At 45.6% G+C, this 26,395-nt stretch carries 22 protein-coding genes and 1 other RNA gene; 12 read left to right on the forward strand and 11 right to left on the reverse strand.

Annotated elements, in window-relative coordinates:
- Positions 1–96 precede the first annotated feature (96 nt).
- From recN to bamE, 3 genes are all read left to right on the forward strand, one after another.
- Positions 97–1,761: a DNA repair protein RecN gene (recN, locus tag BSZ04_RS20515; protein ID WP_010446249.1), complete on the forward strand. Its 1,665-nt coding sequence runs from the start codon at positions 97–99 to the stop codon at positions 1,759–1,761.
- 21 nt (positions 1,762–1,782) lie between these two features.
- Positions 1,783–2,265: a GNAT family N-acetyltransferase gene (locus BSZ04_RS20520; RefSeq protein ID WP_088881266.1), complete on the forward strand. Its 483-nt coding sequence runs from the start codon at positions 1,783–1,785 to the stop codon at positions 2,263–2,265.
- A gap of 246 nt (positions 2,266–2,511) precedes the next feature.
- Positions 2,512–2,871, forward strand: coding sequence for an outer membrane protein assembly factor BamE (bamE, locus tag BSZ04_RS20525; protein WP_005391468.1), 360 nt, complete (start codon positions 2,512–2,514; stop codon positions 2,869–2,871).
- Positions 2,872–2,931: 60 nt separating this feature from the next.
- Here bamE and BSZ04_RS20530 read toward each other — a convergent pair whose 3' ends face one another.
- Complete coding sequence (locus tag BSZ04_RS20530) at positions 2,932–3,288, reverse strand: RnfH family protein (RefSeq protein ID WP_010446234.1); 357 nt, start codon at positions 3,286–3,288, stop codon at positions 2,932–2,934.
- A complete protein-coding gene (locus BSZ04_RS20535) occupies positions 3,278–3,721 on the reverse strand; it encodes an SRPBCC family protein (protein WP_010446232.1) in 444 nt (147 codons plus the stop codon). Before BSZ04_RS20535 ends, BSZ04_RS20530 begins: the two co-directional genes overlap by 11 nt.
- 118 nt (positions 3,722–3,839) lie before the next feature.
- Here BSZ04_RS20535 and smpB point away from each other — a divergent pair, with 118 nt between their 5' ends.
- The 6 genes from smpB to BSZ04_RS20565 all read left to right on the forward strand — a co-directional run bounded on the left by smpB (position 3,840) and on the right by BSZ04_RS20565 (position 10,202).
- Complete coding sequence (gene smpB / locus BSZ04_RS20540; RefSeq protein WP_005440253.1) at positions 3,840–4,325, forward strand: SsrA-binding protein SmpB; 486 nt, start codon at positions 3,840–3,842, stop codon at positions 4,323–4,325.
- A 68-nt stretch (positions 4,326–4,393) separates the two neighbouring features.
- Positions 4,394–4,761, forward strand: a transfer-messenger RNA (tmRNA) gene (gene ssrA / locus BSZ04_RS20545).
- 137 nt (positions 4,762–4,898) lie between these two features.
- Positions 4,899–5,792, forward strand: coding sequence for a LysR family transcriptional regulator (locus BSZ04_RS20550; RefSeq protein ID WP_088881267.1), 894 nt, complete (start codon positions 4,899–4,901; stop codon positions 5,790–5,792).
- Positions 5,793–5,891: 99 nt separating this feature from the next.
- On the forward strand, positions 5,892–7,934 hold the full coding sequence (locus BSZ04_RS20555; RefSeq protein ID WP_088881268.1) for an FUSC family protein: 2,043 nt from the start codon (positions 5,892–5,894) through the stop codon (positions 7,932–7,934).
- A 145-nt stretch (positions 7,935–8,079) separates the two neighbouring features.
- Positions 8,080–8,655, forward strand: a complete 576-nt coding sequence (locus tag BSZ04_RS20560) for a DedA family protein (protein ID WP_162531096.1) — start codon at positions 8,080–8,082, stop codon at positions 8,653–8,655.
- A 179-nt stretch (positions 8,656–8,834) separates the two neighbouring features.
- A complete protein-coding gene (locus BSZ04_RS20565) occupies positions 8,835–10,202 on the forward strand; it encodes a Na+/H+ antiporter NhaC family protein (protein ID WP_162531076.1) in 1,368 nt (455 codons plus the stop codon).
- A 49-nt stretch (positions 10,203–10,251) separates the two neighbouring features.
- On the opposite strand, the gene BSZ04_RS20570 is transcribed toward BSZ04_RS20565, so the two are convergent.
- From BSZ04_RS20570 to BSZ04_RS20580, 3 genes are all read right to left on the reverse strand, one after another.
- Positions 10,252–11,088 carry a beta-keto acid cleavage family enzyme gene (locus BSZ04_RS20570; RefSeq protein ID WP_088881271.1) on the reverse strand — a complete coding sequence of 279 codons (837 nt, stop codon included), beginning with the start codon at positions 11,086–11,088 and terminating at the stop codon, positions 10,252–10,254.
- Entirely contained in the window at positions 11,082–12,410 is a 1,329-nt protein-coding gene (locus tag BSZ04_RS20575; RefSeq protein WP_088881272.1) for an aspartate aminotransferase family protein, read from the reverse strand. Before BSZ04_RS20575 ends, BSZ04_RS20570 begins: the two co-directional genes overlap by 7 nt.
- Before the next feature lie 207 nt (positions 12,411–12,617).
- Positions 12,618–13,886, reverse strand: coding sequence for an O-acetylhomoserine aminocarboxypropyltransferase/cysteine synthase family protein (locus BSZ04_RS20580; RefSeq protein ID WP_088881273.1), 1,269 nt, complete (start codon positions 13,884–13,886; stop codon positions 12,618–12,620).
- Positions 13,887–14,098: 212 nt separating this feature from the next.
- On the opposite strand from BSZ04_RS20580, the gene BSZ04_RS20585 reads away from it, so the two are divergent.
- Positions 14,099–15,745: a mechanosensitive ion channel family protein gene (locus tag BSZ04_RS20585; RefSeq protein WP_088881274.1), complete on the forward strand. Its 1,647-nt coding sequence runs from the start codon at positions 14,099–14,101 to the stop codon at positions 15,743–15,745.
- A gap of 44 nt (positions 15,746–15,789) precedes the next feature.
- Here BSZ04_RS20585 and BSZ04_RS20590 read toward each other — a convergent pair whose 3' ends face one another.
- The 3 genes from BSZ04_RS20590 to BSZ04_RS20600 form a co-directional block, all read right to left on the reverse strand.
- Positions 15,790–16,926 (reverse strand): lipase family protein, encoded by a 1,137-nt coding sequence (locus BSZ04_RS20590; RefSeq protein WP_088881275.1) that lies wholly within the window; start codon positions 16,924–16,926, stop codon positions 15,790–15,792.
- Between the two features lie 3 nt (positions 16,927–16,929).
- Positions 16,930–17,511, reverse strand: a complete 582-nt coding sequence (locus BSZ04_RS20595; RefSeq protein ID WP_088881276.1) for a DUF6795 domain-containing protein — start codon at positions 17,509–17,511, stop codon at positions 16,930–16,932.
- Positions 17,512–17,673: 162 nt separating this feature from the next.
- Entirely contained in the window at positions 17,674–18,576 is a 903-nt protein-coding gene (locus tag BSZ04_RS20600; protein ID WP_088881277.1) for a LysR substrate-binding domain-containing protein, read from the reverse strand.
- 106 nt (positions 18,577–18,682) lie between these two features.
- Between BSZ04_RS20600 and BSZ04_RS20605 the strand changes: the two genes are divergently transcribed.
- Together BSZ04_RS20605 and BSZ04_RS20610 are read left to right on the forward strand one after the other, a co-directional pair.
- Positions 18,683–19,939 (forward strand): D-amino acid dehydrogenase, encoded by a 1,257-nt coding sequence (locus BSZ04_RS20605; protein ID WP_088881278.1) that lies wholly within the window; start codon positions 18,683–18,685, stop codon positions 19,937–19,939.
- A 307-nt stretch (positions 19,940–20,246) separates the two neighbouring features.
- Positions 20,247–21,794 (forward strand): alanine/glycine:cation symporter family protein, encoded by a 1,548-nt coding sequence (locus tag BSZ04_RS20610; RefSeq protein ID WP_010446203.1) that lies wholly within the window; start codon positions 20,247–20,249, stop codon positions 21,792–21,794.
- Positions 21,795–21,922: 128 nt separating this feature from the next.
- Here the strand turns inward: BSZ04_RS20610 and BSZ04_RS20615 are convergent, their stop codons facing one another.
- From BSZ04_RS20615 to BSZ04_RS20625, 3 genes are all read right to left on the reverse strand, one after another.
- Positions 21,923–22,516: an acetate uptake transporter gene (locus tag BSZ04_RS20615; RefSeq protein ID WP_010446201.1), complete on the reverse strand. Its 594-nt coding sequence runs from the start codon at positions 22,514–22,516 to the stop codon at positions 21,923–21,925.
- A 182-nt stretch (positions 22,517–22,698) separates the two neighbouring features.
- Positions 22,699–24,393 carry a chitinase gene (locus BSZ04_RS20620; RefSeq protein ID WP_088881279.1) on the reverse strand — a complete coding sequence of 565 codons (1,695 nt, stop codon included), beginning with the start codon at positions 24,391–24,393 and terminating at the stop codon, positions 22,699–22,701.
- Positions 24,394–24,596: 203 nt separating this feature from the next.
- Positions 24,597–26,117 carry a Na+/H+ antiporter NhaC family protein gene (locus BSZ04_RS20625; RefSeq protein ID WP_088881280.1) on the reverse strand — a complete coding sequence of 507 codons (1,521 nt, stop codon included), beginning with the start codon at positions 26,115–26,117 and terminating at the stop codon, positions 24,597–24,599.
- Positions 26,118–26,395: the final 278 nt, after the last annotated feature.

The following is a 26,395-nucleotide window of genomic DNA, read 5'->3' on the forward strand; positions in this document are numbered from 1 at the left end:
CTTTAAGAAAAAATACCGCACCTGACTTTACTGTATAAAGAAACAGTATATACTGTTTTCTTATACAGTATTGTTCAGTTATACAGGTAAATAAAAATGCTGGCTCATCTAAGTGTTAATAATTTTGCGATTGTTAAGTCTTTACAGCTCGAGCTTTCAAAGGGCATGACCACCATTACAGGTGAAACAGGCGCAGGTAAGTCTATTGCAATTGATGCTTTAGGTCTTTGTTTAGGTGGACGTGCCGATGCCGGTATGGTGCGCCAAGGCGAAGAGAAAACAGAAGTCAGCGCAGCCTTTTTACTGGATAACAATCTACACGCAACGCGTTGGCTAGAAGATAACGACCTGCTGGATGGCAGTGAATGTATTTTGCGTCGCATCATCACCAAAGAAGGCCGCTCAAGAGCCTTCATCAACGGCAGCCCCGTCCCACTTTCACAACTCAAATCTCTTGGGCAACTGTTGATCAATATCCATGGACAGCACGCACATCATCAATTAATGAAAAGCGAGCACCAAATGGCCATGCTTGACCAATATGCGGGACATTTAAACTTACTAAAGAGTACACGCAGTGCTTACCAGAATTGGCGTCAAGCCGACAATAACCTTAAGCAACTAAAAGAAAACAGCCAGCAAAACCAGGCGCAAAAGCAGTTGCTTGAATACCAAATCAAAGAACTGAATGAGTTATCGCTAGGTGAAGAAGAATTCGCAGAGCTCGAACAAGAGCACAAACGACTATCCAATAGTGGTGAACTCGCCGCTACCTGTCAGCAAGCCATCGAACTTATTTACGAAGGTGAAGAAGTCAATGCGCTTGGTATTTTGCAATCGGCCAATCACTCCCTAATTCAATTAGCTGAACTGGATGAGAAGTTAGCAGAGCTACCAAACATGCTGGCAGAAGCAATGATCCAGCTAGAAGAGACCAAAAACGAACTTCGCAGCTACCTTGACGGTATTGATGTTGATCCGGGTCGCATGGCTTATGTTGAAGAACGTTTTTCTAAAGTGATGTCGATGGCTCGTAAGCATCACGTTATGCCTGATGAGTTATACCAACATCACCAAGATCTGCTGGCACAGATTGAAGCATTAGATTGCTCCGATGAACGCTTGGATGAACTCGCTCAAGAAGTCGAACAAAAATACCACAGCTTCTTAACTCAAGCGGAAAAACTGCACAAATCACGCAGTCGTTACGCAAAAGAGCTGAACAAGCTAATCACGCAAAGCATGCACGAATTAAGCATGGAGAAAGCGGTATTCAGCATTGAAGTAAACAACGAGAACACCCATCCGTCGCCATTGGGTATGGACAGCGTCTGCTTCTTGGTTTCAACCAACCCAGGTCAACCGCTGCAACCTATTGCAAAAGTCGCATCGGGTGGTGAGCTATCACGTATCTCGCTCGCGATCCAAGTGATCACCGCTCAGAAAGTCGATACACCAAGCTTGATCTTTGACGAAGTGGATGTAGGTATCAGTGGTCCAACAGCAGCGGTTGTCGGCAAGATGCTGCGCAAACTGGGCGAATCAACTCAAGTAATGTGTGTGACCCACTTACCGCAAGTTGCAGGTTGTGGTCACCAGCAAATGTTTGTCGCAAAACACACTAAAGGTGGTCAAACTGAAACACAAATGCGCTCACTAGATGAAGAGCAACGTGTAGCGGAATTAGCTCGCCTACTTGGTGGTAGTCAAATCACAGATTCTACATTGGCAAACGCAAAAGAACTGCTTATCGCGGCTTAAAAGCTCAACAAGGGATGAGAAATGGATATCAGAGCAATCAGCAAAACCAACTGCTTGGAACTCGTCCCTATTTTTGTTGAGTTAGAACAATACTACTTCAAGGAACAAGCCGCGTCAGAGCATGAACTGACGAATTACCTAAAGCAGAAAGTCTTCTCTGAACACTCTGGTGTAAACATTATTGCTGCTTACGATAACAGCATCGTATTAGGTTTTGCGTCCTATACAACGATGTATCCTGGCCCAAAACTCTCTGGTCAAATGTACTTGAAAGATCTATTCGTATCTTCCAACGCCCGAGGACGTGGTGTAGGCATTGCATTGATGAGGCATCTCGCCTCCTTGGCAATTGAGCAAGGGTGCCAAAGGTTGGATTGGACGGCTGAAAGTAACAACCCCCTAGCAGGACAGTTTTACCGATCGATTGGTGCTGAGCTAGTCAGTGAAAAAGAATACTACCGCTTCGCAGATGATGCTCTACACGCATTTGCTGCATCAAAATAACTACTCTCGTTCATTATCGCCATGGTGCCTGCGCTTACCCAACCACAGGTTATAAATTTAAATCTGACTTTGGTCATTCCACTAATGCGTATTGAACCGTCATTTGGAGCGCAATATCAGTGAATAAATGCAACTCAACTCAAAAATCGTTGTCAGACTCCCTACCATACGACGCATAGCTTTTTACATCTGCGTCGAGCTTGTTTATTATCAGCGCAGTATTTTGAAGGTTACTAAGAAATTATTATGCAATTAAAGAAGTGGTTAGTTGCCGTACCATTAGCAATGACTTTGCTGACAGGATGTTCGGTATTGGAGAAACTGGTTTATCGCATTGATATCAACCAAGGCAACTATGTAGAACAAAGTGCGGTAGATAAATTGAAGTTTGGGATGACTAAAGCACAGGTTCGCTTCGTTCTTGGGTCACCAATGCTTATTGAAAATGGTTATCCAAACACATGGTATTACATTTATCATCATACGCCTGGACATGGTGACCCTGTACAAAAAGATCTGATCGTTAACTTTAATGATCAAGGAACACTCGCGGATATCAGCGGTGATTTTCCGAAAAGTGACGCCTTTTACGAGCAGATCCAATAATATCTTCTATGAAAAGAAAAACCTCCCAGTTGGGAGGTTTTTCTTTTTAACAATATCAAACTAGTCCGCAGCCTTTCGCAAAGCATTTGGTTTACCACCTGTCACTGGATCCGCGCTACCAGAGACCTTTGCTTGCTCAGCACGTTTACGACGGATCTCTTTCGGGTCTGCCAATAGCGGGCGGTAAATCTCGATTCGATCTTTATCGCGAACCGTCGCATCTAATCGAACATTACGGCTGTAAACACCAACTTTGTTCTTTTTCAAGTCAATCTCAGAGTACAACTCAAGTACACCAGATTGGCGGATGATCTCTTCAACAGTCGCGTGGTTATTCACCACTAAATTGAACACTCGCTGCTCTTGAGGCAATGCATACACTACCTCAACGTGGATCATATCCGACTCAATACTCATAGCACTCGTACACCTGTTTCGCACGTTTCGTGAAAGCGTTAACCATATTATTGGTTAGTTCATTAAAAATCTTACCGAAAGCCATTTCGATCATCTTGCTGGAGAATTCAAACTCAAGCTTAAGCTCAACCTTACATGCCTGTTCATCCAAGGCCGTAAAAATCCAACCACCTCGCAACGTCTTAAATGGGCCATCAACTAAGTTCATCATGATAGCTTGACCATGAACAAGCTCATTGGACGTCGTGAATGTCTTGCTGATGCCTGCTTTTGCTACATCGACAGAAGCTACCATGCCACCGTCCGAAGACTCAATGACTCTTGAACCTGAACAACCAGGTAGAAACTCAGGATACTTAGAAACATCATTGACCAAGTCGAACATCTGTTCTGCACTAAAAGACACTAAAGCAGAACGGCTGATTTGCTTCATACACACTCCTATCGATACGCGTACATGTTTAAGGCTTGTGCCAATTTTACTTTTATTCCACGATAGCGCAAATAAAAGGATTTCCTAACCCATATCCAACCCGTATAATGAGGCCATTATGGTAAAGAAAAAATCAAAGCAAAAAGCGGGTAGCAACACTATCGCGCTTAATAAAAAAGCTCGCCACGAATACTTCATTGACGATGAAATTGAAGCTGGCTTGGAGCTACAAGGCTGGGAAGTAAAAGCACTTCGCCAAGGTAAAGCCAATATCGCTGAAAGCTACGTTTTCATGCGTGACGGAGAGGCTTTTGTCAGCGGAATGACCATCACTCCTCTTAACCAAGCCTCTACACACGTTGTCGCAAACCCTACACGCGTGCGCAAATTACTGATGAGTCGTCGTGAACTCGACAACCTACTTGGTCGCATTAACCGTGAAGGTATGACGCTAGCAGCGTTGTCACTGTACTGGTCTCGCTCTTGGGTGAAAATCAAAATCGGTGTTGCGAAAGGTAAAAAGCTTCACGATAAACGTACCGATCTTAAAGAGAAAGATTGGGCTCGTGAAAAAGCACGCGTAATGAAGAGCTCACTGCGCTAAACTTGACCACTTAAACGCATAGTACTGGACAGCCTAGGCTTTTCTGTTACTATGCGGATATTACCTCTGGGGCTGATTTAGGATTCGACGGGAATTCAGAAGTCTGAGGTGCATGCCGAGGTGCGGTAGGCCTCGTTAATAAACCGCAAAAAAATAGTCGCAAACGACGAAAACTACGCACTAGCAGCTTAATAACCTGCTCAGAGCTCTCTCGCCCTAGCTTCCGCACGTAAGACGGGGACCAACGAGAGATCAAACCCAAACGCGCTAGCCCGGATTCTCCCGCCTGAGAGATGAACGGCGAATTATAATTCAGGATAGTCATTCATTAGCGTGTCGGTTCGCAGGTGGGTGGTGAATTTAAAGATCGACTAAGCATGTAGTACCAATGATGAAAGGTTTTCGGACGCGGGTTCAACTCCCGCCAGCTCCACCAAACGTTTGGAAAGGGCCAACTCGAAAGGGTTGGCCCTTTTTGTATCTGCAATTTGCATTCCCCCTCAACTCATCGCTTTGATTCCTAGCCAAAATCTCTTAGTCTGTGGTTAAGCATTCATCAATGGACATGAGATCATGCTAAAAGGCAGTGAATACCCCTCTATTCGCGCACTCCGAACCTTTGTTGCGGTTGCTAACCAGCTGAGTTTTTCTAAAGCGGCAGAGAGTTTGTGCGTGACTCAAGGCGCCGTGAGTAAACAGATTGCGACATTAGAGCAACTGGTTGGGCTACCTTTGATTAAGCGTGGTATCAATGGTATTGAGCTCACTGAAGAAGGAAAACGTTACTTACCCAAGGTGACCGAAGCATTGGAGATCATCCAACATGCGACGGCAAGCTTGATTCAAACCGACACAGAGCAAGAATTATTGGTGGTCGATGTCACGCCTTCTTTCGCCAGTTTGTGGTTGGTACCGAACATTGATGCCTTCCATCAAAACCATCCTGATATCCGCGTTAAAGTGCGTACCAGTGATGGTCCAATAAATCAGTTAGACGTAGACAGCGACATCACAATCCGTTGCCTTCCTCTCTCCAGTCACTACGAACATGGTCGATTGTTGCGTCAAGAAACGCTGCTGCTAACGGGCTCATCAAGTTCTTCAACGTGTAACGACAAACAATCCATTACGGATTTCGCTTTTATTCCTCAAACAACGCGCCCGCAGTTGTGGGAGCAGTTCAAACTAGAACAATCTCTGCAAAGCGCGATTCATTATCACCCTGTCGGTCATGAGCATTTCTATCTTTCCTATGAAGCGGTAAGGCTTGGCAAAGGGCTTGCTCTTCTGCCTGATTTTATGGTGCAACAGCCAATGTCGAGAGATGAGGTCTACCACATCCAGCAACTGAGTATGCTTAGTCATTATGGCTATTACGTATTTGTGCCGAACTACCGTCTAGCGGCGCGAAAAGTCTCGCTGTTCAATGATTGGCTATTTACTCAGCTTGGAGAAGGCGTCGGTTAGATAACGACTCCGCTTCAATTTTTCAATCTGTGGTTGAAGCCAGCACATCAAAAGATATTCGCGTTACACTGAAGGTGTTGCAAACTGTAATGAGGGTTTATGACGTTATCTCCTGCCTTTCTGCGTAAAATCTGGTACTCCCCTTCAGTCAACCTTGGTCTGCGTGCCACCAGCGCGATTGTTCTGTTCATGGGGTTGGGTGTGCTATTCAACCAAATCAATTTCGCCATGACGGCTTTAATGACTATGCCCGCAGCATTGATCAGTGGTTTAGACACTGCCGGTCCTAGACGCTGGACACGCTTTGCGATTACCGCTTTCACGTGGAGCATTACGCTCGTCATCAGTTATGCCCTGCTGAATATGGGCTTACCACTGTGGCTGACTTACGGCGCGATGGGAGCAATATTGGCGAGTACAGCAGTGAATGGTCCGTTTTGGGGACGTCTTGGCATGTCGAGCTTGCTGATCGCGGTCGTGAGCTTGTCGCTGCATAATTCCAGCGCGGTACTTGGTCTATATCCTATGTTGGTACTGGGACCACTCACTTTTGCGCTTTTCAGTTGGCTTTGGTTTGCCTTATGGAAACATTACGCGCTGCGTGTTTGTCTTTCTGCGATTTACGAGACGCTAGCGGACTACATTCAATATCGCCAGGCTTTCTTGCTTGGAAGCGAAAACGATGCCCCGAAACGGCGCATCAAATATCAGTTGATTGAACTGTTCCAACAAGCGCTACAATCAGAATCTTTTCGCTCGAAACATGAAGACGCCAACTCTCTGCGTCAGGCTTTGTTTTTGGCGCTCGATACATTTGAAGTCATCTTGAGCAGCCATACAAGCAATCCTGATCTGCTCAAGCAATTTCAATCCAGTAAACCGAAACGAGATCTGCTCTTGGTTTGGAGCCAACACTGTCAGCAAAGATTAAGACACAAAGCCAAGCAGCTTTTGCATAACACGCATGAAGAGATGGAACACTTGAGCTCACTAGAACAGGAAGCTCATGATTTGATTGAGGCGGTGAAGCTAGAAGACCAACCTCGCTTTCGCTACTGGGCATACGCGGTCAAGCATATTTCTCGTCGTATTGAGCTCAATGAACCCGCTTATGAACGCTCCTTTGAGGTGCAGCCATTCGAACTGTCTTTCCGTTTACCAAGTCGAGGCAACCCGATTTGGCGCCACGTGACTCGCGTTGGTTTGATGTTTGCTCTTGGTGCTGGGATTGCTGAATACTTTGAATTGATTCGCCCGGATTGGGTGTTGATTTCCATGTTGATGGTCATTCAGCCCAGCTTCTTGGCAACCCGAAGTAAAACTTGGCAACGCTGTTTAGGTACTGCGCTTGGGGTGCTTTTCGCTACCTCCTTGATTCACCTTGGTGTTCCGACGACTATCATGTTTGTGTTGATCGCAGTCCTATTACCCATCGCAATGCTCAATATTATGCGCCATTACTCGCTGGCGATTGGCTGTATTACCGCACTGTTGATTTTGGTTTATCAGACCATGGCACACCAAGGGCTCGACTTTGTCGCTCCGCGCTTGATCGACAATGTCGTCGGTGGCGCAATTGTCTTGCTCGGTTATGGCTTATTGTGGCCGCAATGGCGAGGTAAGGAGATTCATACCCAAGCATTAAAAGCGTTCGATAGTTCAAAAAGCTTATTTGTGTATTGCTATGAGCAGTTACAAGTCGACACAGAGCAACGTGATCACATTGTGCTCACTAAACAACGTGCCGCCATGCTCACCACTGAAAGCGACCTTGAACTGATTTACAACGAAATGCAGCAAGAGCCAAGACACACTCGCGCCGATCCGCATTATTATGAAGATATGTTGAGCCATTATCGCTTGTTGAGTCACTACCTTTGCTTGCTGCTCCCTCTAGTGAGATCGGGCACCCATTACCAAGGCTCACCGCAAGTCGAGCGCCTGATTCATGATGCGATGGATGCGTTGATCAGTACGATTCGTGACAATCGTGTTCATGAGCTGCCAGCACTGAGCAATAAAACCGATGCGAATCATCCCTCCTCGACCACGGGCCAGCGCTCCGTCGAAGAGATCATCTGGCTAGCATTGATGACGATTAAGCAAATGCACGACTTAGTAAGGCGCAATCTAAGAGACTAAATACGCACCACTATTATCAACGGAATGTCAGATTTTACTGACGGAGAACAACGTCGATTGACCAAGCGAACTAACAGGAGTATCACTCCAGCTTCGTTCCACTTTTGTTAGAGGAAAGCGTTTGGAACACATAAATGAATTATTGATGGCGATGAAACCGCTGCTTGAGCAATATGGCTATCTCGCCCTTATCGTCAGCATATTTCTTGAAGGCATTGGTGTTCCGATGCCGGGGCAATCGCTGATGATTGCAGCGTCTATAATCTCATCTGAGCATGTCATGAACCTTAGCCTAGTGATGATAGTCTCTTGGTTGAGTTGCTTTTTTGGCAACACGTGCGGCTACCTGATTGGCTATTACTTCGAAGGTTGGCTGGATAAGAAAGGCTATATATCTGGCCCTAAAATGCAGAAGCTACAAAGTACGATTCAGAAGTACGGCCCTGCTTGCTTGGTTGTCAGTCGCTTTGTAGAAGGGATGAAGCAGTTTATGCCACTCGCTTGTGGCATTGCTAAGATGTCGCGTAAAGAGTTCCTATTAGGCAACGCTCTCGCGACGACCATTTGGGTTGCCGTGTTCAGTTTGCTCACTAACTTCGCATTTGAGCATCTGAACGTCCTCAGCCAGTTCTATACCGAGCATCGCTACGTGGTTTGGTCTAGCGCAGCACTGCTGTTCTCACTGATGATCTTCGCGCTTCTCAAACGAAAAAAAGCGTAAACACTCTAAACAACTAAAGTTCTACAAAGGCTCACGGTATCAATAAGATATGTTATGTGAGCCTTTTTTGTTGGTCTTTTCGATCAAAAATAACCAGCCATTTAGACGTCTAGACGTTGACAAGCCTTTGGTGTCAGATTAGTCTGCTCGCCTTATTTATTGATTATGTTGTCGTTCACATGTCTGGTTCTAAAAATTCTAATAAAGCAATCGCACCATCAGCAATTGCACTTCTACCTTTAGTACTGTTCCTCGCGCTGTTTATTGGCGTAGGCACTTATTTATCTTTGCAAGGCGTCGATTTCGCCTTCTATCAGCTACCAGCACCCATCGCGGTTTTACCAGCTATTATTCTTGCGCTAATTTTGAGCAAAGATAAGCTAAACCGTTCTATCGAACACTTTATGCGTGGCGTGGGCCATCAAGACATCATCGCGATGTGTATGATCTACCTGCTTGCCGGTGCATTTGCGGCTGTTGCAAAAGCGTCTGGCGGTGTGGATGCAACGGTTAACCTTGGTCTTTCTGCGATTCCAACCAGCATGATCTTACCTGGTATCTTCCTGATTTCTGCATTCATCGCAACAGCAATGGGCACCTCAATGGGCACCATCGCAGCAGTTGCACCTGTTGCTCTAGGCATTGCTCAATCAGCTGGCATGAGCCTTCCATTGACTGCTGGCGTAGTACTAAGCGGCGCAATGTTTGGTGATAACCTTTCGATCATATCTGACACAACGATTGCGGCAACTCGTTCTCAAGGCTGTGAGATGAAAGACAAGTTCAAAGAGAACATCCGTATCGCACTGCCAGCAGCACTGGTAGCGCTTGTGATCTTTGCCTTTAACAGCACAGCGACTCAAGTGCCAGAAACAGGTCCTATCGAGTGGTTGAAAGTGCTGCCTTACGTGACGATTCTTATCCTTGCTGTATCAGGCATGAACGTATTTGTCGTACTCAGCATTGGTATCGTTTTGGCGGGTAGCGTGAGCTTGTCTTCTATCGACAATTACGGTCTGACCAACTTTGCGCAAGATGTCTATTCTGGCTTCGGCAACATGCAGGAGATCTTCCTACTATCAATGCTAATTGGTGGTCTGAGCGAGCTTATGCGTCACCAAGGTGGCCTCGCGTTCCTAACTAACCTAGTGAGCGGCATCATCCGTACGTTTGGTTCTAGCCACTCGAAAGAAGCAAATGGTCGTGCGAGTGAGCTCGGTATTGCAGGTCTGGTTTCGATGGTGAATACCTGTACCGCCAACAACACGGTTGCCATCATCGTATCAGGTAGCGTGGCTCGCCAGCTGGCAGAAGAGAACAACGTTTCACCACGTCGCTCTGCAAGTTTGTTGGACATCTTCTCGTGTGTTATCCAAGGCGTATTGCCATACGGTGCACAGGTTCTGCTATTGGGCTCGGTATTTAACCTTTCTCCACTAGAAGTTGTTGCGAACTCTTACTACTGTTTCGCACTTGCGATTGCAGCAATCGTGGCGGTGTTTATCAAGCATCCGGCACGTCAGCCTGTCCCTCAGACTGAAAGCTAAAATTGAATTTGAATAAAGGCTCCAGTTGGAGCCTTTTTTGTATCCGTTACTAAATGGACTCTCGAAAACTCTCCGCATCATGCAGAGGCACATCGAGCAACTCACAGATCTCTTTCAATCGCTGCACTTGCTCTGCATTGTTTTTCGCGAGTTGACCATTCGAACTCAAATGGTTGTTCTCAAAGCCTACCCGAACATCCAATCCCAGAAGCATTGCATGGGTTAAACAGTCTTGCTCTCTAGCGCCAAACGCACACACCGCACCCCTAACATTTTCCTCGAGGAAACGCTCTAAATGCAGTGTCCGTAAATCCCATGGCGAAGATTGTTGAGCCTCATGATATCGACCAAGTACCACTAACGCGTGTTGGTTTTGCTTTGGTAAAACGCCTCGCTCTCTTAGGGAGAAATAGCGCTCGATGTCTGCCTGATCATACAAAATGATTTGGCTGAGAATGCCCTGATCAGCGACCCAATCAAAAAAGACAAGACCTTGCTCCTCACTCTGCTCATCAGGAATCAGTTCACGCAAAGCAAAGGAAGCAGCTTCTGGTTTAACCGCTTTGATCAGCGCCATTTGCTGTTGTGGCGAATACATCCCAACAGCCTCAGTCGTGAGCTGAACAATCATCGAATCCCCCACCGCAGCTTTCACCGCGTGGTAGATTTCTAAATTGTCATCAACCTCTAGAGAATGCCTGCCTTGCGTATCCCTCGCGTGCAAATGGATCATGGTAGCCCCTGCTGTTTGACATGCTTTCGCCTCGGCAACCATTTCTTCAATAGTCATCGGCAATTGATCATGGTCTTGCTTGGTTTTTCTCGCCCCATTGGGCGCAACAATAATCGCGATTCGAGCTCTTTCAGTTGGGGAATTTATTACCATGTTTGCGACACCTCTCTGAGTGTACGAGAGAGCTTTTCCACCAGCTCGTCAATGTGGCTTCGTTCGATGATAAAAGGCGGGGCGAGGAGAATATGGTGCCCGTTTACGCCATCAATCGTGCCGCCCATTGGGTAGCACATCAGCCCATTTGCCATCGCTTGTTGTTTGATCCGTTTGTCTGCTAAGGTTGAGCTGCACAGCGGTACTTTACTCGCTTTATCTGCCACAAGCTCAATGCCAAGAAACAGCCCTTTACCACGAATATCCCCAATATACGGGAAACCTGAAAGCGCCGATTCGAGCTCTCTTTTTAACATCGCCCCTTGTTGATTGACGGTCTGCAGGAGCTTTTGTTCACCGATAGTCTGAATGGTCGCAACGGCGGCTGCGCATGCGACGGGATGCGCCATAAAAGTATGCCCATGTTGAAAGAAGCCACTACCAAACGCGATTGCTTGATAGACTTTGTCATTGGCAACAACGGCACCGATAGGTTGATAACCCGCCCCTAACCCTTTCGCCATACAGACTAAGTCTGGGACGGCTTGCTCTTGTTCAAAAGCAAAAAAGCTACCGCTGCGTCCGACACCACACATCACCTCATCCATGATCAGCAGCACATCATAGCGATCGCAAATCTCCCGAATTCGCTTGAAGTAACCTTGAGTGGCAGTCAATGCACCAGCCGTTGCGCCAACAATCGGTTCCGCAACGAATGCCATCACGTTATCTGCGCCCAGCTCTATAATTTTAGCTTCAAGTTCATTGGCAGCTCTCAGTGAATAGTCGAGTTCTGATTCATCTTCTTTTTGATGTCGATAGGCATAACACGGCGCTATGTGATGGCTTGGATGCAAAATGGGTTTAAAGGGTTCTCGGCGCCACTCATTCCCTCCAACAGCCAGCGCTCCAAGCGTATTTCCATGGTAGCTTTGCTGCCGAGCAATAAACTGCTTTTTCTCAGGCTTGCCACATTCAACAAAGTATTGCCTTGCCATTTTGAGTGCAGATTCAACCGCTTCAGAGCCCCCGCTGACTAAGTAAACGTGATTGAATTGCGACGGCATCTGCTGGCAAATCAGCGCAGCCAACTGCTCACTTACTTCGCTAGTAAAAAAGCCAGTGTGAACAAAAGGCACTTTTTCGATTTGGTCGAGCATGGCTTGTTTAACAGCTTGATGGCTATGACCAAGATTTGAAACGGCAGCACCGCCGCAAGCATCGAGGTATTGGTTACCTTGATTATCGAACAGATAAACTCCTTCACCTCTGGCAATAGTGGGCAATTTAGCGTGGCAATGACGGTGAAACACGTAAGACATGAACGTCCCTTCCTAGTGACTATTTTCTAAGCATAGTCAGTAAGATGGGACTTATACGCAAGGTAAGAAAAGTACAGCGTCATGAGCATTTGGAATACCGTAACCCAAATACTAAAAAATCATTACAAATAAGTACGTTATAAAAATAAGGCCAGCTTTTAGTAAGGCTGGCCTATGGGTAACCCAAAGCTCCGTTAGAGAGGATAATTACGCGTTCAGCGCCTGTTCTAAATCGGCCAAAATATCATCGATATGTTCAATGCCAACTGACAAACGAATCATCTCTGGAGACACGCCCGCTTGCTTTTGCTCCGCCTCACTCAATTGACGGTGCGTAGTTGATGCAGGATGACAAGCAAGCGACTTCGCATCACCAATATTCACCAGTCGCTTGAAGATCTTAAGCGCATCGTAAAAACGCACACCTGCCTCATAACCGTCTTTTAAACCAAACGACAAAATCGCCGACGGCTTACCTTGCATGTATTTCTCTGCCAATGGATAGAACTCAGAATCTGGCAAGCCTGCGTAACTTACCCAACTCACTTTCTCGTGCTGGCTTAAGTATTCCGCGACTTTGAGTGCGTTTTCGGTATGTCGCTCCATACGCAGCGATAATGTCTCCAACCCTTGCATCAACATAAACGCATTCATTGGTGACAAAGCAGAACCGGTATTACGCAAAGGGACAGTACGAGCACGACCAATAAATGCTGCCTCTCCAAATGCCTCGGTATAAACCACGCCGTGGTAAGAAGGCTCGGGCTGATTAAATACTGGGAAACGATCTTTGTGTTGCGCCCAAGGAAACTTGCCCGAATCAATGATGATGCCACCCAATGTCGTACCGTGCCCACCAACATATTTAGTGAGCGAGTGAACCACAATATCAGCACCAAATTCGATAGGCTTACATAAGACTGGCGTTGCAACGGTGTTATCCACAATTACTGGTACACCTTGTGCGTGAGCCAACTCGGCAATACGTTCTAGGTCTATGATGTTCCCAGCCGGATTACCAATGCTTTCACAGTAAACCGCTTTGGTATTCTCATCGATAAGCTCAGCGAGACTTTCAGGTTTGTCATCCTTGGCAAAACGCACCTCAATGCCTTGGTTTGGCAACATATGCGCAAACAAAGTGTAAGTGCCACCGTATAACTGAGGAGTCGAAACGATGTTATCTCCGGCTTGCGCTAAAGTGAGAATGGCATAGTTGATTGCTGCACTCCCCGCACTCACGACAAGACCCGCAATACCGCCTTCCAATGCTGCCATGCGCTTTTCCAACACATCATTGGTTGGGTTCATAATGCGTGTATAAATATTGCCTGGCACTTCCAGATTAAAGAGATCGGCTCCATGTTGAGCGTTATCAAACTCATACGCGACGGTTTGGTAAATCGGTGTTGCTACAGATTTGGTTGTTGGGTCTGTTTCATAGCCAAAATGGATCGAGAGTGTTTCGTCTTTCATGTATCTTCCCTGAACTATTGAGTGAATGGTTATTCTTTTATATTGCCGATTTTTTCAGCAAAGAAAAGCTGTTTGAGTCACATTGAAGGGATTGAACTTTATTCAAGTCAGACGGAAATTCAGACGGAAATAAAGAGAGAACAACAAGGCTTTTTCGCATATAAAAATCATTGACTAGACTTATTCAATAATCACAAGGCTAGGATAATATAATGAAAACAATCACATCATCGATGCTCAGTGTCTGCTGCATACTTTTCACGTTCTTTTCTCAGGCAGAGGAAGCTTTCCCCCTCGCACCTCCCGATCTCTCTAGCCCTCAAAAAGCACTCACAAGCTTTGAGACTTTGGTTTCACAAGCGAATCAGCAGCTGACAGAAATCATCGAAGATCCAACCCAAAATACCGAACCAAACCGACAACACATCTATGCACTTTTCGACAAAGCAACTCAAGCCTTCAATCTGTCTAAAGTACCAGAATCTAGCCAAAATCGAGTTGCTATTGAATCGGTCATGTTGATGAAGGAAATTCTCGACAGAGCCCCACCTTTGGACTTATCACTCATTCCAGATAGCAACACACTGGAGCGCTGGCAAATACCAGATACGGGTTTGGAGTTGATCAAACAAGCTGATGGACAGTATCGTTTCTCAGAGCAAACTGTGCATGGGCTTTACAGTGATTACTTGTTGGTAAAGCATCTACCCTCTCATTCTGGTGCGGACTTGGATTACTACCAGTATTATTCGCTAAGCGCAGGACGATTGATTCCACCAACATGGTTTCACCTCGTAGAAACATTACCAAGCGTATTTATGCTTGAATATGGAGATCAAGCGATATGGCAATGGCTCGGGTTGGTTCTTTCTCTTTCTCTAACCATCTCCGTACTTGCTTTGCTCTATAACCATATTCACTCTCCGATTTCGAAAGCCATATGTGCCGTAGTCACTTTGAGTGGTTTTCTCTATCTCGCAGACTATCAACTCAACTTAACTGGCATACTGATGTCGACGCTTAACGTCATCATGGAACTCATTTGTTGGCTACTACTCAGTCAAGTGGCTTATCTATTGATTTACAAAACTTGCCGTTTATTAATGAGTAAGCAGCGCACGAATACCACGCTTCGCCAAAGTCTGACCCAAATTATTGGAACTTTATTAGGTTCAATGGCAGCCATTGCTTGTCTTGGTTATGGTTTGAATCGCTTAGGTGTCCCTGTGTACGGCATCGTGACAGGCTTAAGTTTAGGGGGTATGGCAATCGCACTCGCTATCCGTCCAACTATGGAGAACTTAATCGGTGGGGTTATCTTGTTCCTAGACAAATCGTTATCGGTGGGTGATTACTGCCAAATTGGCAGTCAGTCAGGAGTTATCGAACAAATAGGTGTGCGTTCAACACGAATTCGAGCGAAAGACCGAACACAAATCACCATTGCCAATGGTGACCTTATTAAGCGAGAGATCATCAACTACAGCCGTCGTGACCGATATCCTTTCAAAGCGACTATCGGGTTACGCTATGAGACTAGCATGTCTCAATTGCAGAGCATTACAGAGAAAATCACGTCCTTACTCGAAGAGCACCCCGATGTTTTAGATTCACCTCTTCGAGTTCACTTTAGTGCTTTCAATGCATACAGTCTGGATATTGAGATACTCGCACACCTAAACACGACAAATAGAGAGACATTCCTCAACTTGCAGCAAGAACTTCTCATATTGATTGAAAAGATCATTACCGCAGAAGGCGCTCAATTTGCTTTCCCTTCAAGTACCACATACCTCGCCACAGATACTTTACAGCCAGCAGTCACACCCAAGGCCGTTCAAGCAGTCCCTCAAACATAGGGATATAAATAACCGCCTCGAATGAGGCGGTTTTACATTGAAGACTAAAAGCTAGTTTTTAGTGCGGCTTTTACTGCTGTATTTAGTTTACTTAACACCAGTTCGAATACCCAACGTATAAAGGGGAAAGTAAATTTAATCGCAATTTGGGCGACTTTACCTGCAAACACCAACATATGACCAAGTAAGCCTTTTACGCGAGAGGCAAATTCACTAGAAAGCTCTGAGATTTTTACCATTGAGCGCGCCATCGTATCGTAGATAGTCGCGATTGCAGCACCGCCACTTTGTAATGCAAAAACTGTTGCCGCAAAGCCACCATCAATCAACAGTGTAAGGATTGCCGCTGAAATCTTATCTGCCCAATCAGCAGAAGGCTTCGCTTGCAATCGATTTTCGTAATTCAGAACAACACGCTTAAAAGCTGAATTCGCTTTTTGAAGCCCTAGACTATCCCACGTTGCTGATTGTGTGTAAGAGCTATATTCCGACATAAAATGCGCGCTAGGAAGCAGTCCCTGAGCACGATTTAATATGTATTCTGAACCATCATAAGGCACATGATAAAAAGGCCACACTGGGGCTTTGGTCACTGGGTCTGCGCCATTCACACAACGAAAATGGGACGATATACGCGAAGATGAGTTAACAGAAAACGACTTCATTCCCACCCTCGGTGAGCCAAAGGTATACAAATTCACTTTTCCTTTAAACTCAGGAGAAGCCGATATCCAATTTGCAGCCAAAGTGGCAAGTGCGCCGCCTAAACTGTGTCCGACACAATGAATAGTGCCATTACCCATAACCGGATTATCACGCAGAAAGCGAGTTAGGCCTTTTTTCATAGAATAGAAAGTTGTTTGAAACCCAGAGTGAACGATCTCTCCTGTCCCCGTTCCTTTTCCACTACAAGTTAAGTCGGTGATTCCATCTGCTAAACCTGCGGTACCTCTAAAAGCTAGGACTAAGTCGTTCTTGTGACGCTGACTTTTTCCTTTTCCCAACAAAACAAATCCAGTTTCAGGGCGAAAGAAAAAACCACCAGATGTACCAACTTCTACTTTCGAAAAACTAAAGTGATTATCAACTACAGCAGGCAGTTTCACACGTTCAAGATTATGCTTTACCTCATAAGCAGTAATGCTTAGTTCACTAGCCATTAAAGGAGAAATAGCGCTCATTTATTACTCTTCCTTGATCTTGCTTTTTAACACATGGGTATCAGTCGTTTCATCATATTCGTATGTATCAATTTTCTGATTGTGCCAATCGCACACAGAATGAACAGGTGTGCGCCTATTACTATCAGAATATATTTCAACCTCATGAATTCGCTTACTGTTTGATAATTCACAATCTACGTTCATTAGCATCCAACGCAGTGATTCCGCACCTTCAGTTGGTACCCATGCGCCCCAGATCTCTTTCTTTTCAGAGTCGCAATCGACACAGATGTTTTGATAGACCTTCAAACTACCTCCAAAGAGATCTCCAGGAGCACTAGAACGAACCACGATCCGTTCAAAAGAAAATTCTCCTAGCTCATTGGTCTGAATTTCGTCTGTAAAGGTTTTGCCTTTTTTGTACCCTTCATAATAAAGCTCTCGATGAACCGTTAATCCCGCCTGTGGTACTCCATCAAGCTTGATAACACCACGTACGTCCGGAGACATTTCCACATCGTATTTTTTGAACGGCCAAAACATTGCACTTGCTCCTACCGAAAATAGAGCTAGGGCCAACATAAGAGAGATTCTTTTAGCCATAGTCTTTCTCATCCATTGATTAATTTTTGGATGATATGGAAAAAGAAGACAGAGTGAGAGGAGTTAATAAACGGAAGGCAATTTGTGGGAAGCAATTCGAAGTATCATGTAATTAAGAAATTTATTTTTATTATTTCTTAAACACTTGTGCCAATTATCTCTCTACATTGATGATTGGACTTGCTGTAAAAGCCAACATCTAAATCGTGCTGTAGGCTCACTTTTGGTATTAATGATCAGGTAGTAACCTGCGTTAGCATCCACAGGTTCAAATGGCGAGACTAAGCGACCGCTTTCAAGTTCATCTTCCACCAGCGCCATACGTGCCATTGCAATGCCAACCCCAGCTTCAGCCGCAGACATCGCCATATCAGTACGATTGAAGAAGTGTCCTAAATCCGTTTTGAAATCTAGCCCCATACTTGATGCCCAATACAGCCATTCGTAGTCACGCGGAGCTTTATCCCACGGCATAGCATCGTGCAGTAACGTCGCCCCTCGCCATTGTTCTGGTGACGCTTTAAGAGTTTTTAGCCACCCATGATCCTCAAGGTATTTTGGGCTCATTACTGGCAAAAGTTGCTCATCGAGAATCCGCTCTGCGCTTTTATCTCGATAGGGGTGAGAACCGTAGTCTACCGCAACGTCGTAGTCTTTTAGCTCGCTATTCACCAACGCTCCCTCTGCAAAAATCTGCACTTGGAGATCGGGATTTTCGAGGTGGAAACTTTCAAGGCGTGGAACCAACCATTTAAATGCAAAAGAAGGCGTCAGTTTGAGTCGAATTTCATTGTGGAGCTTTTCAGCTTGTAGCTCTTCAAGCGTTTTTCCTAGCTCTGAGAAGTGAAATTGTGTGGATTGAGATAGCTGCATTCCTTTGGGCGTCAATCGAATTCCTCGCGAATGGCGTTCAAACAAAGTAAAACCAAGCAGCTCTTCTAACTGGATGATTTGCTGACTAATTGCGCCCGTCGTCAGGTGCAATGCCTTTGCTGCACTGGTAAAACTTCTGTGTTCTGCCACTTGGCTGAATAACCACAATCCGCTAACGACACTACTTTTCATCCTTGAGCCTATAGTTTTTCTAAACACTGGATGTAATTTATATCGATTGTTAATAAAAGGTAAAGAATACACACTGCGCAACATTGAAAATGTGTGGAGCGCATCAATGGAAGTCATCGTAGTCGGCAGTGGTGTTATCGGTTTGACCTCAGCTTGGTACTTATCTCAGGCAGGTTATCAGGTTACCGTGATTGATCGCCAACCAAGCAGTGCTATGGAAACCAGCTTCGCCAACGCCGGACAAATATCTTACGGTTACTCCTCGCCGTGGGCTGCCCCGGGTATCCCGCTCAAAGCCATAAAGTGGCTCACTGAAGAACATGCACCACTCAAGATAAAGCCGTCTCTCAGCCCAGAGCTTATCCGCTGGGCAACGCAAATGGTGTCGAACTGCACCTTATCTCGCTATCAGATCAACAAAGCAAGAATGCTATCTATTGCCAATCATAGCCGAGACTGTCTAGAGCAGCTAAGACGTGATCATGCCATTGAATACCAAGGTCGTCAGTTAGGTACCTTACAAGTATTTCGCTCTCAACAGCAGCTCGATGCCATAGAAAAAGACCTCAAGTTGTTAGAGCAAAGCGGTACACGCTTTCAGTTAATGGATGTCGAGCACTGCATCAAACAAGAACCAGGGTTGGCATTAGTGAAAGAAAAACTGGTCGGTGGGTTATACCTACCTGATGACGAAACCGGAGATTGCTTCCAGTTCTGTCAGCAGTTAACTGAGCTAGCGAAAGCTCATGGTGTCAGGTTTGAATTCAATACTGAGGTGAGCAATTGGGTTACTGTAGGCAAAAAGATCATGGGTGTCCAAACGGACCGTGGTTTGTTTAAAGCTGACCAGTTTGTGCTTGCTTCGGGCAGTTATTCGACGGCATTGCTCAAGCAGCTTGAAATCGATATTCCGGTCTATCCCGTCAAAGGCTATTCACTGACGGTTCCGATTGAATGTGAGCAATTTGCACCGCGGTCTACCGTCATGGATGAAACCTACAAAGTAGCCATGACACGCTTTGACGATCGCATCCGAGTTGCGGGAACTGCAGAGCTTGCTGGCTTTGATCCTTCGTTACCACAAAAACGCAAAAAGACGATTGAAATGGTGATTCGTGATTTGTTTCCACAAAGTGCCGATTTCACTCAAGCCGAATTTTGGACCGGTTTTCGCCCGATGACCCCAGATGGCACACCAGTTATTGGGGCGACACCCTACGAGAATTTGTTCACTAATACAGGACATGGAACGCTCGGTTGGACCATGGCTTGCGGATCAGGGCAGATACTTGCAGACATCATGATGAACACAAATACCAAAGTAACAAATCACTCAGAATTAAGCTTGAGCCGTTACGCTTAAACAACTGCAAACCATTTCAAACAGTACATTACTCCACAAGTTGAATAACAACCAGAAGATACAACTTCCAGCTCTTGCGGCACATTTTCATGACAATGTGCTGCATATTCAATCAATTCATTGCCAATTCCAATAAAAACCACTCAGATACATAACAAGAACCAATTTTTAACAATATTTAAGCATTCTGTGTTCACCATCACGCTACAAAGGATTTTTAGTTAAAAAGATTAACAATTGCATTACAAAAAAGGGTAATGTGTTGTACGAAAAACAACCACAACCATAACAAACAGGGAAAATACTCATGCAGTCATTAGTTGATTTTCTGAATGGAATTATCTGGAGTCCGGTACTGATTTATTTGTGCCTTGGCGCTGGTTTGTTCTACTCGATCATGACGCGCTTTGTGCAGATTCGTCACTTCTTTGAAATGTGGCGCTTGCTACTTAATGGTAAGAGTTCAACCAAGGGGATTTCATCATTTCAGGCTTTGGCCGTTTCACTATCTGGCCGTGTAGGTACAGGTAACATTGCCGGTGTTGCAGCCGCTATCGGTTTCGGTGGTCCGGGTGCCGTTTTCTGGATGTGGGTCGTTGCCTTCTTTGGCGCAGCAACCGCATACGCAGAATCAACACTAGCACAAATTTATAAAGAAGAAGACGAAGGCGAATTCCGCGGCGGTCCAGCTTACTACATTGAAAAAGCAATGGGTCAGAAGTGGTACGCATGGATCTTTGCTATCGCAACCATCTTTGCATGTGGTGTTCTACTTCCAGGTGTTCAATCGAACAGTATTGGTAACGCAGTAGAAGCAGCATTTGGCTCAGGTGACATGATTGAAACCGCTATTGGTACCTTCAGTTTCGCTAAAATTTTTACTGGTACGGTTGTCTGTGTCATTCTCGCTTTCATCATCTTTGGTGGCGTAAAACGCATCGCGAACTTCACTCAGATTGTCGTTCCTTTCATGGCATTGGCTTACATCATCACAGCGTTCGTTATCATCCTGCTTAACATCGGTGAAATCCCACGTATCGTTGGTATGATCCTTGGTGACGCATTTACACCAATGGCTGGTATCGGTGCTGCGATTGGCTGGGGTGTAAAACGTGGTGTTTACTCTAACGAAGCTGGCCAAGGTACAGGCCCTCATGCAGCGGCGGCGGCAAGTGTTGATCACCCTGCACAACAAGGTCTGGTTCAGTCGTTCTCTATCTACATTGATACACTACTAGTATGTTCTGCAACCGCGTTTATGATTCTTATCACTGGTGCGTACAACGTACAAGGTGCGGTGGAAGGAACATTCCTTGTACAAAACCTACCAGCAGATATCGGCGCGAATGGCCCTGTATTTACTCAGATGGCGATTGAGAGTGCACTTCCTGGTGTTGGTAAGCCATTCATTGCTGTTGCATTGTTCTTCTTCGCTTTCACAACAATCCTAGCGTACTACTACATTGCAGAAACCAACATCGCGTACATCCGTCGTACTTTCAAAGTAAACGGTTTGATGTTTGTTCTGAAAGTCATTCTTATCACCGCCGTTTTCTACGGTACGGTTAAGACAGCCAATCTTGCATGGGCAATGGGTGACGTAGGTGTAGGTTTGATGGCTTGGCTGAACATCGTCGGTATTCTGATCATCTTCTTCATGTCAAAGCCGGCTCTAAAAGCACTGGCCGATTATGAAGAACAACAAAAACGTGGTGTTACCGAGTACACATTTAACCCTGTAGCGTTAGGCATTAAAGGCGCGGATTACTGGGAAGAGAAGTACAAGCGCAAGACAGGAAAAGCACCAACTGCAGATAGCGATACGCTAGAGACGGTAGAACAGCCATCTACCTAACGCTTCACTTAGCATCCTCCCCTAACGGGTTGGCAGGTATATAAGAAAAAGCAGTGGTCCAAATAATGGGCATTAAAAAAGGGTTAGCCAGTGGCTAACCCTTTTCTTTTGCATTCAACTCAGAGCGATTAAGCTGCGATTTCTTGCGTAGCAATTTGTGGCTTTTGCTTTTCGCCGATAGGAAGCACTGTACGACCGTACTCATTGTTAAGTACTTGAGCCATTGCGAAGTAGATTGCGCTTGCGCCACAGAAGATACCTTCGAAGCCTGCAATAGTACCGATGAGCTCGCTACCAGTGAAGTCACGTGCCGCTAGTAGGAAGAACAGAATAGTAAGAGAACCAAATACAACTTGCTTCGCTACTGGGTAACATAGAGAACCGATGAACATGAAGCCAGTGAAGATGCCCCATAGTAGTAGGTACCAACCCATGAAGTGTGCAGGGCTAGCTGGTAGACCCATGTAAGGCATTACGATTAGACCAACCAATGTTAGCCAGAATAGACCGTAAGAAGTAAATGCTGTCGTACCGAAAGTATCACCACGCTTGAAGCACATCATGCCAACAAGAACTTGGCTAAGACCACCGTAGAAGATACCCATTGCTAGGATCATTGAGTCAATTGGGAAGAATCCTGCGTTATGGATGTTAAGCAGAATCGTGGTCATACCGAAACCCATTAGGCCTAGCGGCGCTGGGTTAGCCAGTTTAGTAGACATGTAAGCGTACCTGTTTTCAAAAATGTTGATAAAAATTGCGCGCGAATTTTAATGGACTAAAAAACAAAAGAGAAAAGACGTTATTGGAAACTTAGATTGCACAAATAAGCAATTAAATGAATAAAAAAAGACCCTACTAAAAAGCAGAGTCTTTATAGATAGTTAGACTATTTATTGTTCAATTACTGGCAAGAAATCTCATCCCAGAACCAATTGCTCTGTGTTGGTGTTTCCCATACTCCCGGGCCATTTTTCGCAATAAAACACTTACCTTGATAAGTCACTTTGTCGCCATTGGCAACTTGAGTGACACCCGGTTCCCATGCGATAAAGTCACCCGATACAGGAGGCTCCGTCACCGGTGGTTCGGTTACTGGAGGCTCAGTTACTGGTGGCTCAGTCACAGGCGGCTCAGTCGTTGGTGGCTCGGTTGGCGTACCCGAAACTAGCTTCCAAGGGTCACCCTTGGTTGGCTCATTACCTTGTGACCACCATTTCGCTTCATACACTGCACCTTGGTAAGAAACTTGATCACCCGTGTTGTATACCTTGCTTGAATCCCAAGCAGCAACGCCATCCACTGGTGGATCCACCGGATCAACTGGGTCTAATTTGTCGACAATGCGCACTTCTGGCCAGCCAGCATGGGATTGATAGAAGTTGGTAACACATTTCTCGTAATCTCCTGCTACCAGAGCCGAATACGCAGTTTGGAACCCTACCAATTCACACTCAAATGAATGGCCACCTGGACGATCTGAGTAGTACTTCCAGTTACCATCCCAGTTGGTGTATAGCACGTCCGTCGCGCCATTTAAATTTAGGCTACCGTAAGGCGTTTGCTGCCAGCAGGTATTGGTCTCATCGGTTTCGATAGGAATTTGATAGTGCGCTGCGAGACCTTCCCAGTAACGAATACGGTTAACTGGCTGACCTTTGTCTTTGTTTTGCTCACCACATTCGATACCACCGTTGATGACGTTAATCGTGGTACCAAAGCCGTAACCAATGCCAGCATCAGTTTCACGTTGCGATGGCACCCAAGTACGATCAATTACGTGCAGCATCGCTGGCTTGGGCGCTTGAGGGGTTAAGAAGAACCAAATTGCAGAAGCTAAGTTCAACCAAGAGTCTGCCACTAAGCCCGGATTTTTCAACAATACCGATGCATCACCATCAAACATCACTTCAGAGAACGCGCCGTAGTTAAAGTGGTAAGAAAGCTGTTTTGCACCACGACCAAAATACCCCTGACCAGGCTCGCAAGGCCAACGCTTATTTTGCCAATCGTTTTGACCACAGCCTGTTGTGTAGCCTTCTTGACCTTCAGACCACCCCATTTCACGTACGTGAACAAGTGCCTGCTGCCACTCTTCTAGCGCGAGCGGGTTGTCCGATACGTTATCAACCGCAATGTGGCCACCGGTTTCCTGAGCAAAGTGCGCAAATGCTGTCACGATGGATTTCTTACAGATTGCATCTGAATCACGCCCGTCTGTGTACTCACCACAGAATGCAGGGAACTTACCAATCGCGCGTAGGAAGCGAGTATATGTGTACTCTGGTGCAGCCATCTGAGTTAAGAAGTCCCACTCAGATTCAGGGAAAACACGCTCAACGCGTTGAACGTTTTCTGGGTTACTTGCAGCTCCTGGAACGATCGCTTCAACCACTGTATTTGGACGAGTTTCTAACGCTTGTGCCCAGATGGCGTACATAGGGTCAGAAGTTTTGCTTTGTTCCACAGTCTGAATGTCGCCACGAGCAATCACGTAGCCATTTGGATTTTGTGGATCAGGTTGGATATTCATGCTGGCATGAGCTTGTGCAGCAAGTACACAACCTAATGCAAGAGGCAGATGTTTGAGTGCAAACATGTCTAATCTCCGTATTTAACAATACAATATACAAGGAATAACTAGACATATAGTGGATCATGTAGGAAAAGCGCAGAGTGAAGCCCATTCATTCTGCGACGCAAAGTTTATAAATAAATACTGTTACACAGCGAGTATCACAAAAACTGTTACCTTGACTCAAAACAAAACGGGAACCGTTCCCCCGTTTTATTTCGCTGTTATTAGTTTGCTGTTACCGATTCTAAAGCTTGCAAAGATTGCTGTTTAGAGAACAATAAGTAAATGGCAAACTGAGCGACAATCGCCACCAGCACAATTACAGGTGATGCCATTACCCCTGCGACAAGAAAGCTTGTTAGAGCGATAGCACCATTAAGTACCGCATAAGGTAACTGAGTTCTAAAGTGTTCGTATTGCTCACAGCCAGCACCAGTCGAAGACAAAATAGTGGTCTCTGAAATTGGAGAGCAGTGATCACCGAACAAACCACCAGATAGCACCGCACCGATACACACCAATAATGGCGCATCAATCGCAACTGCGGTTGGAATGACCAATGGCATCATGATGGCAAAAGTCCCCCATGACGACCCTGTGGCAAAAGAGATTATCCCAGCCAATAAAAATGCCACCGCTGGCAATAACCAGTATGGGAAGCCAGCTTGTGCCTGCTCTGCAATGTACGCCGCTGCGCCAAGCTCTTTACCGACAGAACTCAGTGACCAAGCGAGAACTAGAATCACCGCAACGGACATCATGTTCGACATCCCTTTTAGGTAAACCTGAATGCCATCAGAGAGCTTTCTCACGCCATAAAACGCCATCAGGCTGATCAAAGTAACCGCAGCAAAGAAATACGCCGATGAAAGTGCAGCACGGAAGGTTGATCCAGCCACTTTCTGAAATGGAAAACCGTGAGGAACCAATATTGAACAAAGCACCACAAGCATGACGAGCAACGGTGCCAAAACAAAACTTGTTTTTGCATTTTTATGCTCAAATACATTCAATGAATCTTGCACTTTTCCAAAATCAGAACCCTGCTCTGCAAGCTGTTCCGCTTTCGCCATCGGTCCAAAATCCAGTTTGAAGAAAGAGACAACCGGCACAATTGCGATCGCTAAAAAGGCATAAAACTGGTAAGGAATCGCGCCAATAAAGGCATCCCAATCACTCATACCCACATCCAGAGCAGCAAACTCTTTTTGAATCAGGCTCATGATGTAAACGCCCCAACCAATGAAAGGGATCAGGATAGCCACTGGGGATGAAGTTGAATCGATGATAAAGGCAAGCTTCTGGCGAGAGACTTTCAGTTTATCAAAAAGAGGACGAAAGACAGGGCCAACAATTAACGGTGTACCGAGGTCTGAAAAGAAAATAACAACGCCGCCAAACCAAGCAGAAAGCTGCGCTTGGCATTTGCTTGCAACCCACTGAGTGACCTTTTTAGCGAACGCCACGCCACCGCCAGATTTCTCCATTAGGGCAACAAAGCCACCAATGAAGACCAAGAGAAGGATGACACCCGCGTTGTAGCTGTCTGTTAACTGAGGTAGCAGGTAACTCTTCATCAGTGCACTAAACGAATCGAGCGGACCTTTGTCGACGAATGTGCCTTCAAGCATAGCCACACCACTGACGACGCCGGCAAAAAGACCGACAACAACGTTTCTTGTAGTTAACGCGAGGACTAACGTAATAATGATGGGGATGAGGGAGGTAACTTCTGCCTGTTCCATAGCAATACCAACTTTAATATTTAAACACTAAAAATGAATATACATTCAACAATCTCGCATGTATATATCTGCTAATAAAAAAGTTGAGACCTGCGTTCACACTTTTCAGGCATAAAAAAACCAGCCCGAAGGCTGGTTTTACTATTTTAATCTATACGTCAAGTACTCCAACTAATTCCCAAAATAGTTGGAGTTACAACTAGGCGACAAGCCATTTCAGCCCTATGAGCATAGGTTTACTATGTGATTAGGGTGAAATGGAGAAATCAACAACGTTG

The sequence above is a fragment of the Vibrio rotiferianus genome, from assembly GCF_002214395.1.
Lineage (GTDB): Bacteria > Pseudomonadota > Gammaproteobacteria > Enterobacterales > Vibrionaceae > Vibrio > Vibrio rotiferianus.

What these genes read in the sequence shown, in the direction of transcription:
- recN (WP_010446249.1), top strand. Translation starts at nt 97, where the DNA reads ATGCTGGCTCATCTAAGTGTTAATAATTTTGCGATTGTTAAGTCTTTA.
- BSZ04_RS20520 (WP_088881266.1), top strand. Translation starts at nt 1,783, where the DNA reads ATGGATATCAGAGCAATCAGCAAAACCAACTGCTTGGAACTCGTCCCT.
- bamE (WP_005391468.1), top strand. Translation starts at nt 2,512, where the DNA reads ATGCAATTAAAGAAGTGGTTAGTTGCCGTACCATTAGCAATGACTTTG.
- BSZ04_RS20530 (WP_010446234.1), bottom strand. Translation starts at nt 3,288, where the DNA reads ATGAGTATTGAGTCGGATATGATCCACGTTGAGGTAGTGTATGCATTG.
- BSZ04_RS20535 (WP_010446232.1), bottom strand. Translation starts at nt 3,721, where the DNA reads ATGAAGCAAATCAGCCGTTCTGCTTTAGTGTCTTTTAGTGCAGAACAG.
- smpB (WP_005440253.1), top strand. Translation starts at nt 3,840, where the DNA reads ATGGTAAAGAAAAAATCAAAGCAAAAAGCGGGTAGCAACACTATCGCG.
- BSZ04_RS20550 (WP_088881267.1), top strand. Translation starts at nt 4,899, where the DNA reads ATGCTAAAAGGCAGTGAATACCCCTCTATTCGCGCACTCCGAACCTTT.
- BSZ04_RS20555 (WP_088881268.1), top strand. Translation starts at nt 5,892, where the DNA reads ATGACGTTATCTCCTGCCTTTCTGCGTAAAATCTGGTACTCCCCTTCA.
- BSZ04_RS20560 (WP_162531096.1), top strand. Translation starts at nt 8,080, where the DNA reads ATGGCGATGAAACCGCTGCTTGAGCAATATGGCTATCTCGCCCTTATC.
- BSZ04_RS20565 (WP_162531076.1), top strand. Translation starts at nt 8,835, where the DNA reads ATGTCTGGTTCTAAAAATTCTAATAAAGCAATCGCACCATCAGCAATT.
- BSZ04_RS20570 (WP_088881271.1), bottom strand. Translation starts at nt 11,088, where the DNA reads ATGGTAATAAATTCCCCAACTGAAAGAGCTCGAATCGCGATTATTGTT.
- BSZ04_RS20575 (WP_088881272.1), bottom strand. Translation starts at nt 12,410, where the DNA reads ATGTCTTACGTGTTTCACCGTCATTGCCACGCTAAATTGCCCACTATT.
- BSZ04_RS20580 (WP_088881273.1), bottom strand. Translation starts at nt 13,886, where the DNA reads ATGAAAGACGAAACACTCTCGATCCATTTTGGCTATGAAACAGACCCA.
- BSZ04_RS20585 (WP_088881274.1), top strand. Translation starts at nt 14,099, where the DNA reads ATGAAAACAATCACATCATCGATGCTCAGTGTCTGCTGCATACTTTTC.
- BSZ04_RS20590 (WP_088881275.1), bottom strand. Translation starts at nt 16,926, where the DNA reads ATGAGCGCTATTTCTCCTTTAATGGCTAGTGAACTAAGCATTACTGCT.
- BSZ04_RS20595 (WP_088881276.1), bottom strand. Translation starts at nt 17,511, where the DNA reads ATGGCTAAAAGAATCTCTCTTATGTTGGCCCTAGCTCTATTTTCGGTA.
- BSZ04_RS20600 (WP_088881277.1), bottom strand. Translation starts at nt 18,576, where the DNA reads ATGAAAAGTAGTGTCGTTAGCGGATTGTGGTTATTCAGCCAAGTGGCA.
- BSZ04_RS20605 (WP_088881278.1), top strand. Translation starts at nt 18,683, where the DNA reads ATGGAAGTCATCGTAGTCGGCAGTGGTGTTATCGGTTTGACCTCAGCT.
- BSZ04_RS20610 (WP_010446203.1), top strand. Translation starts at nt 20,247, where the DNA reads ATGCAGTCATTAGTTGATTTTCTGAATGGAATTATCTGGAGTCCGGTA.
- BSZ04_RS20615 (WP_010446201.1), bottom strand. Translation starts at nt 22,516, where the DNA reads ATGTCTACTAAACTGGCTAACCCAGCGCCGCTAGGCCTAATGGGTTTC.
- BSZ04_RS20620 (WP_088881279.1), bottom strand. Translation starts at nt 24,393, where the DNA reads ATGTTTGCACTCAAACATCTGCCTCTTGCATTAGGTTGTGTACTTGCT.
- BSZ04_RS20625 (WP_088881280.1), bottom strand. Translation starts at nt 26,117, where the DNA reads ATGGAACAGGCAGAAGTTACCTCCCTCATCCCCATCATTATTACGTTA.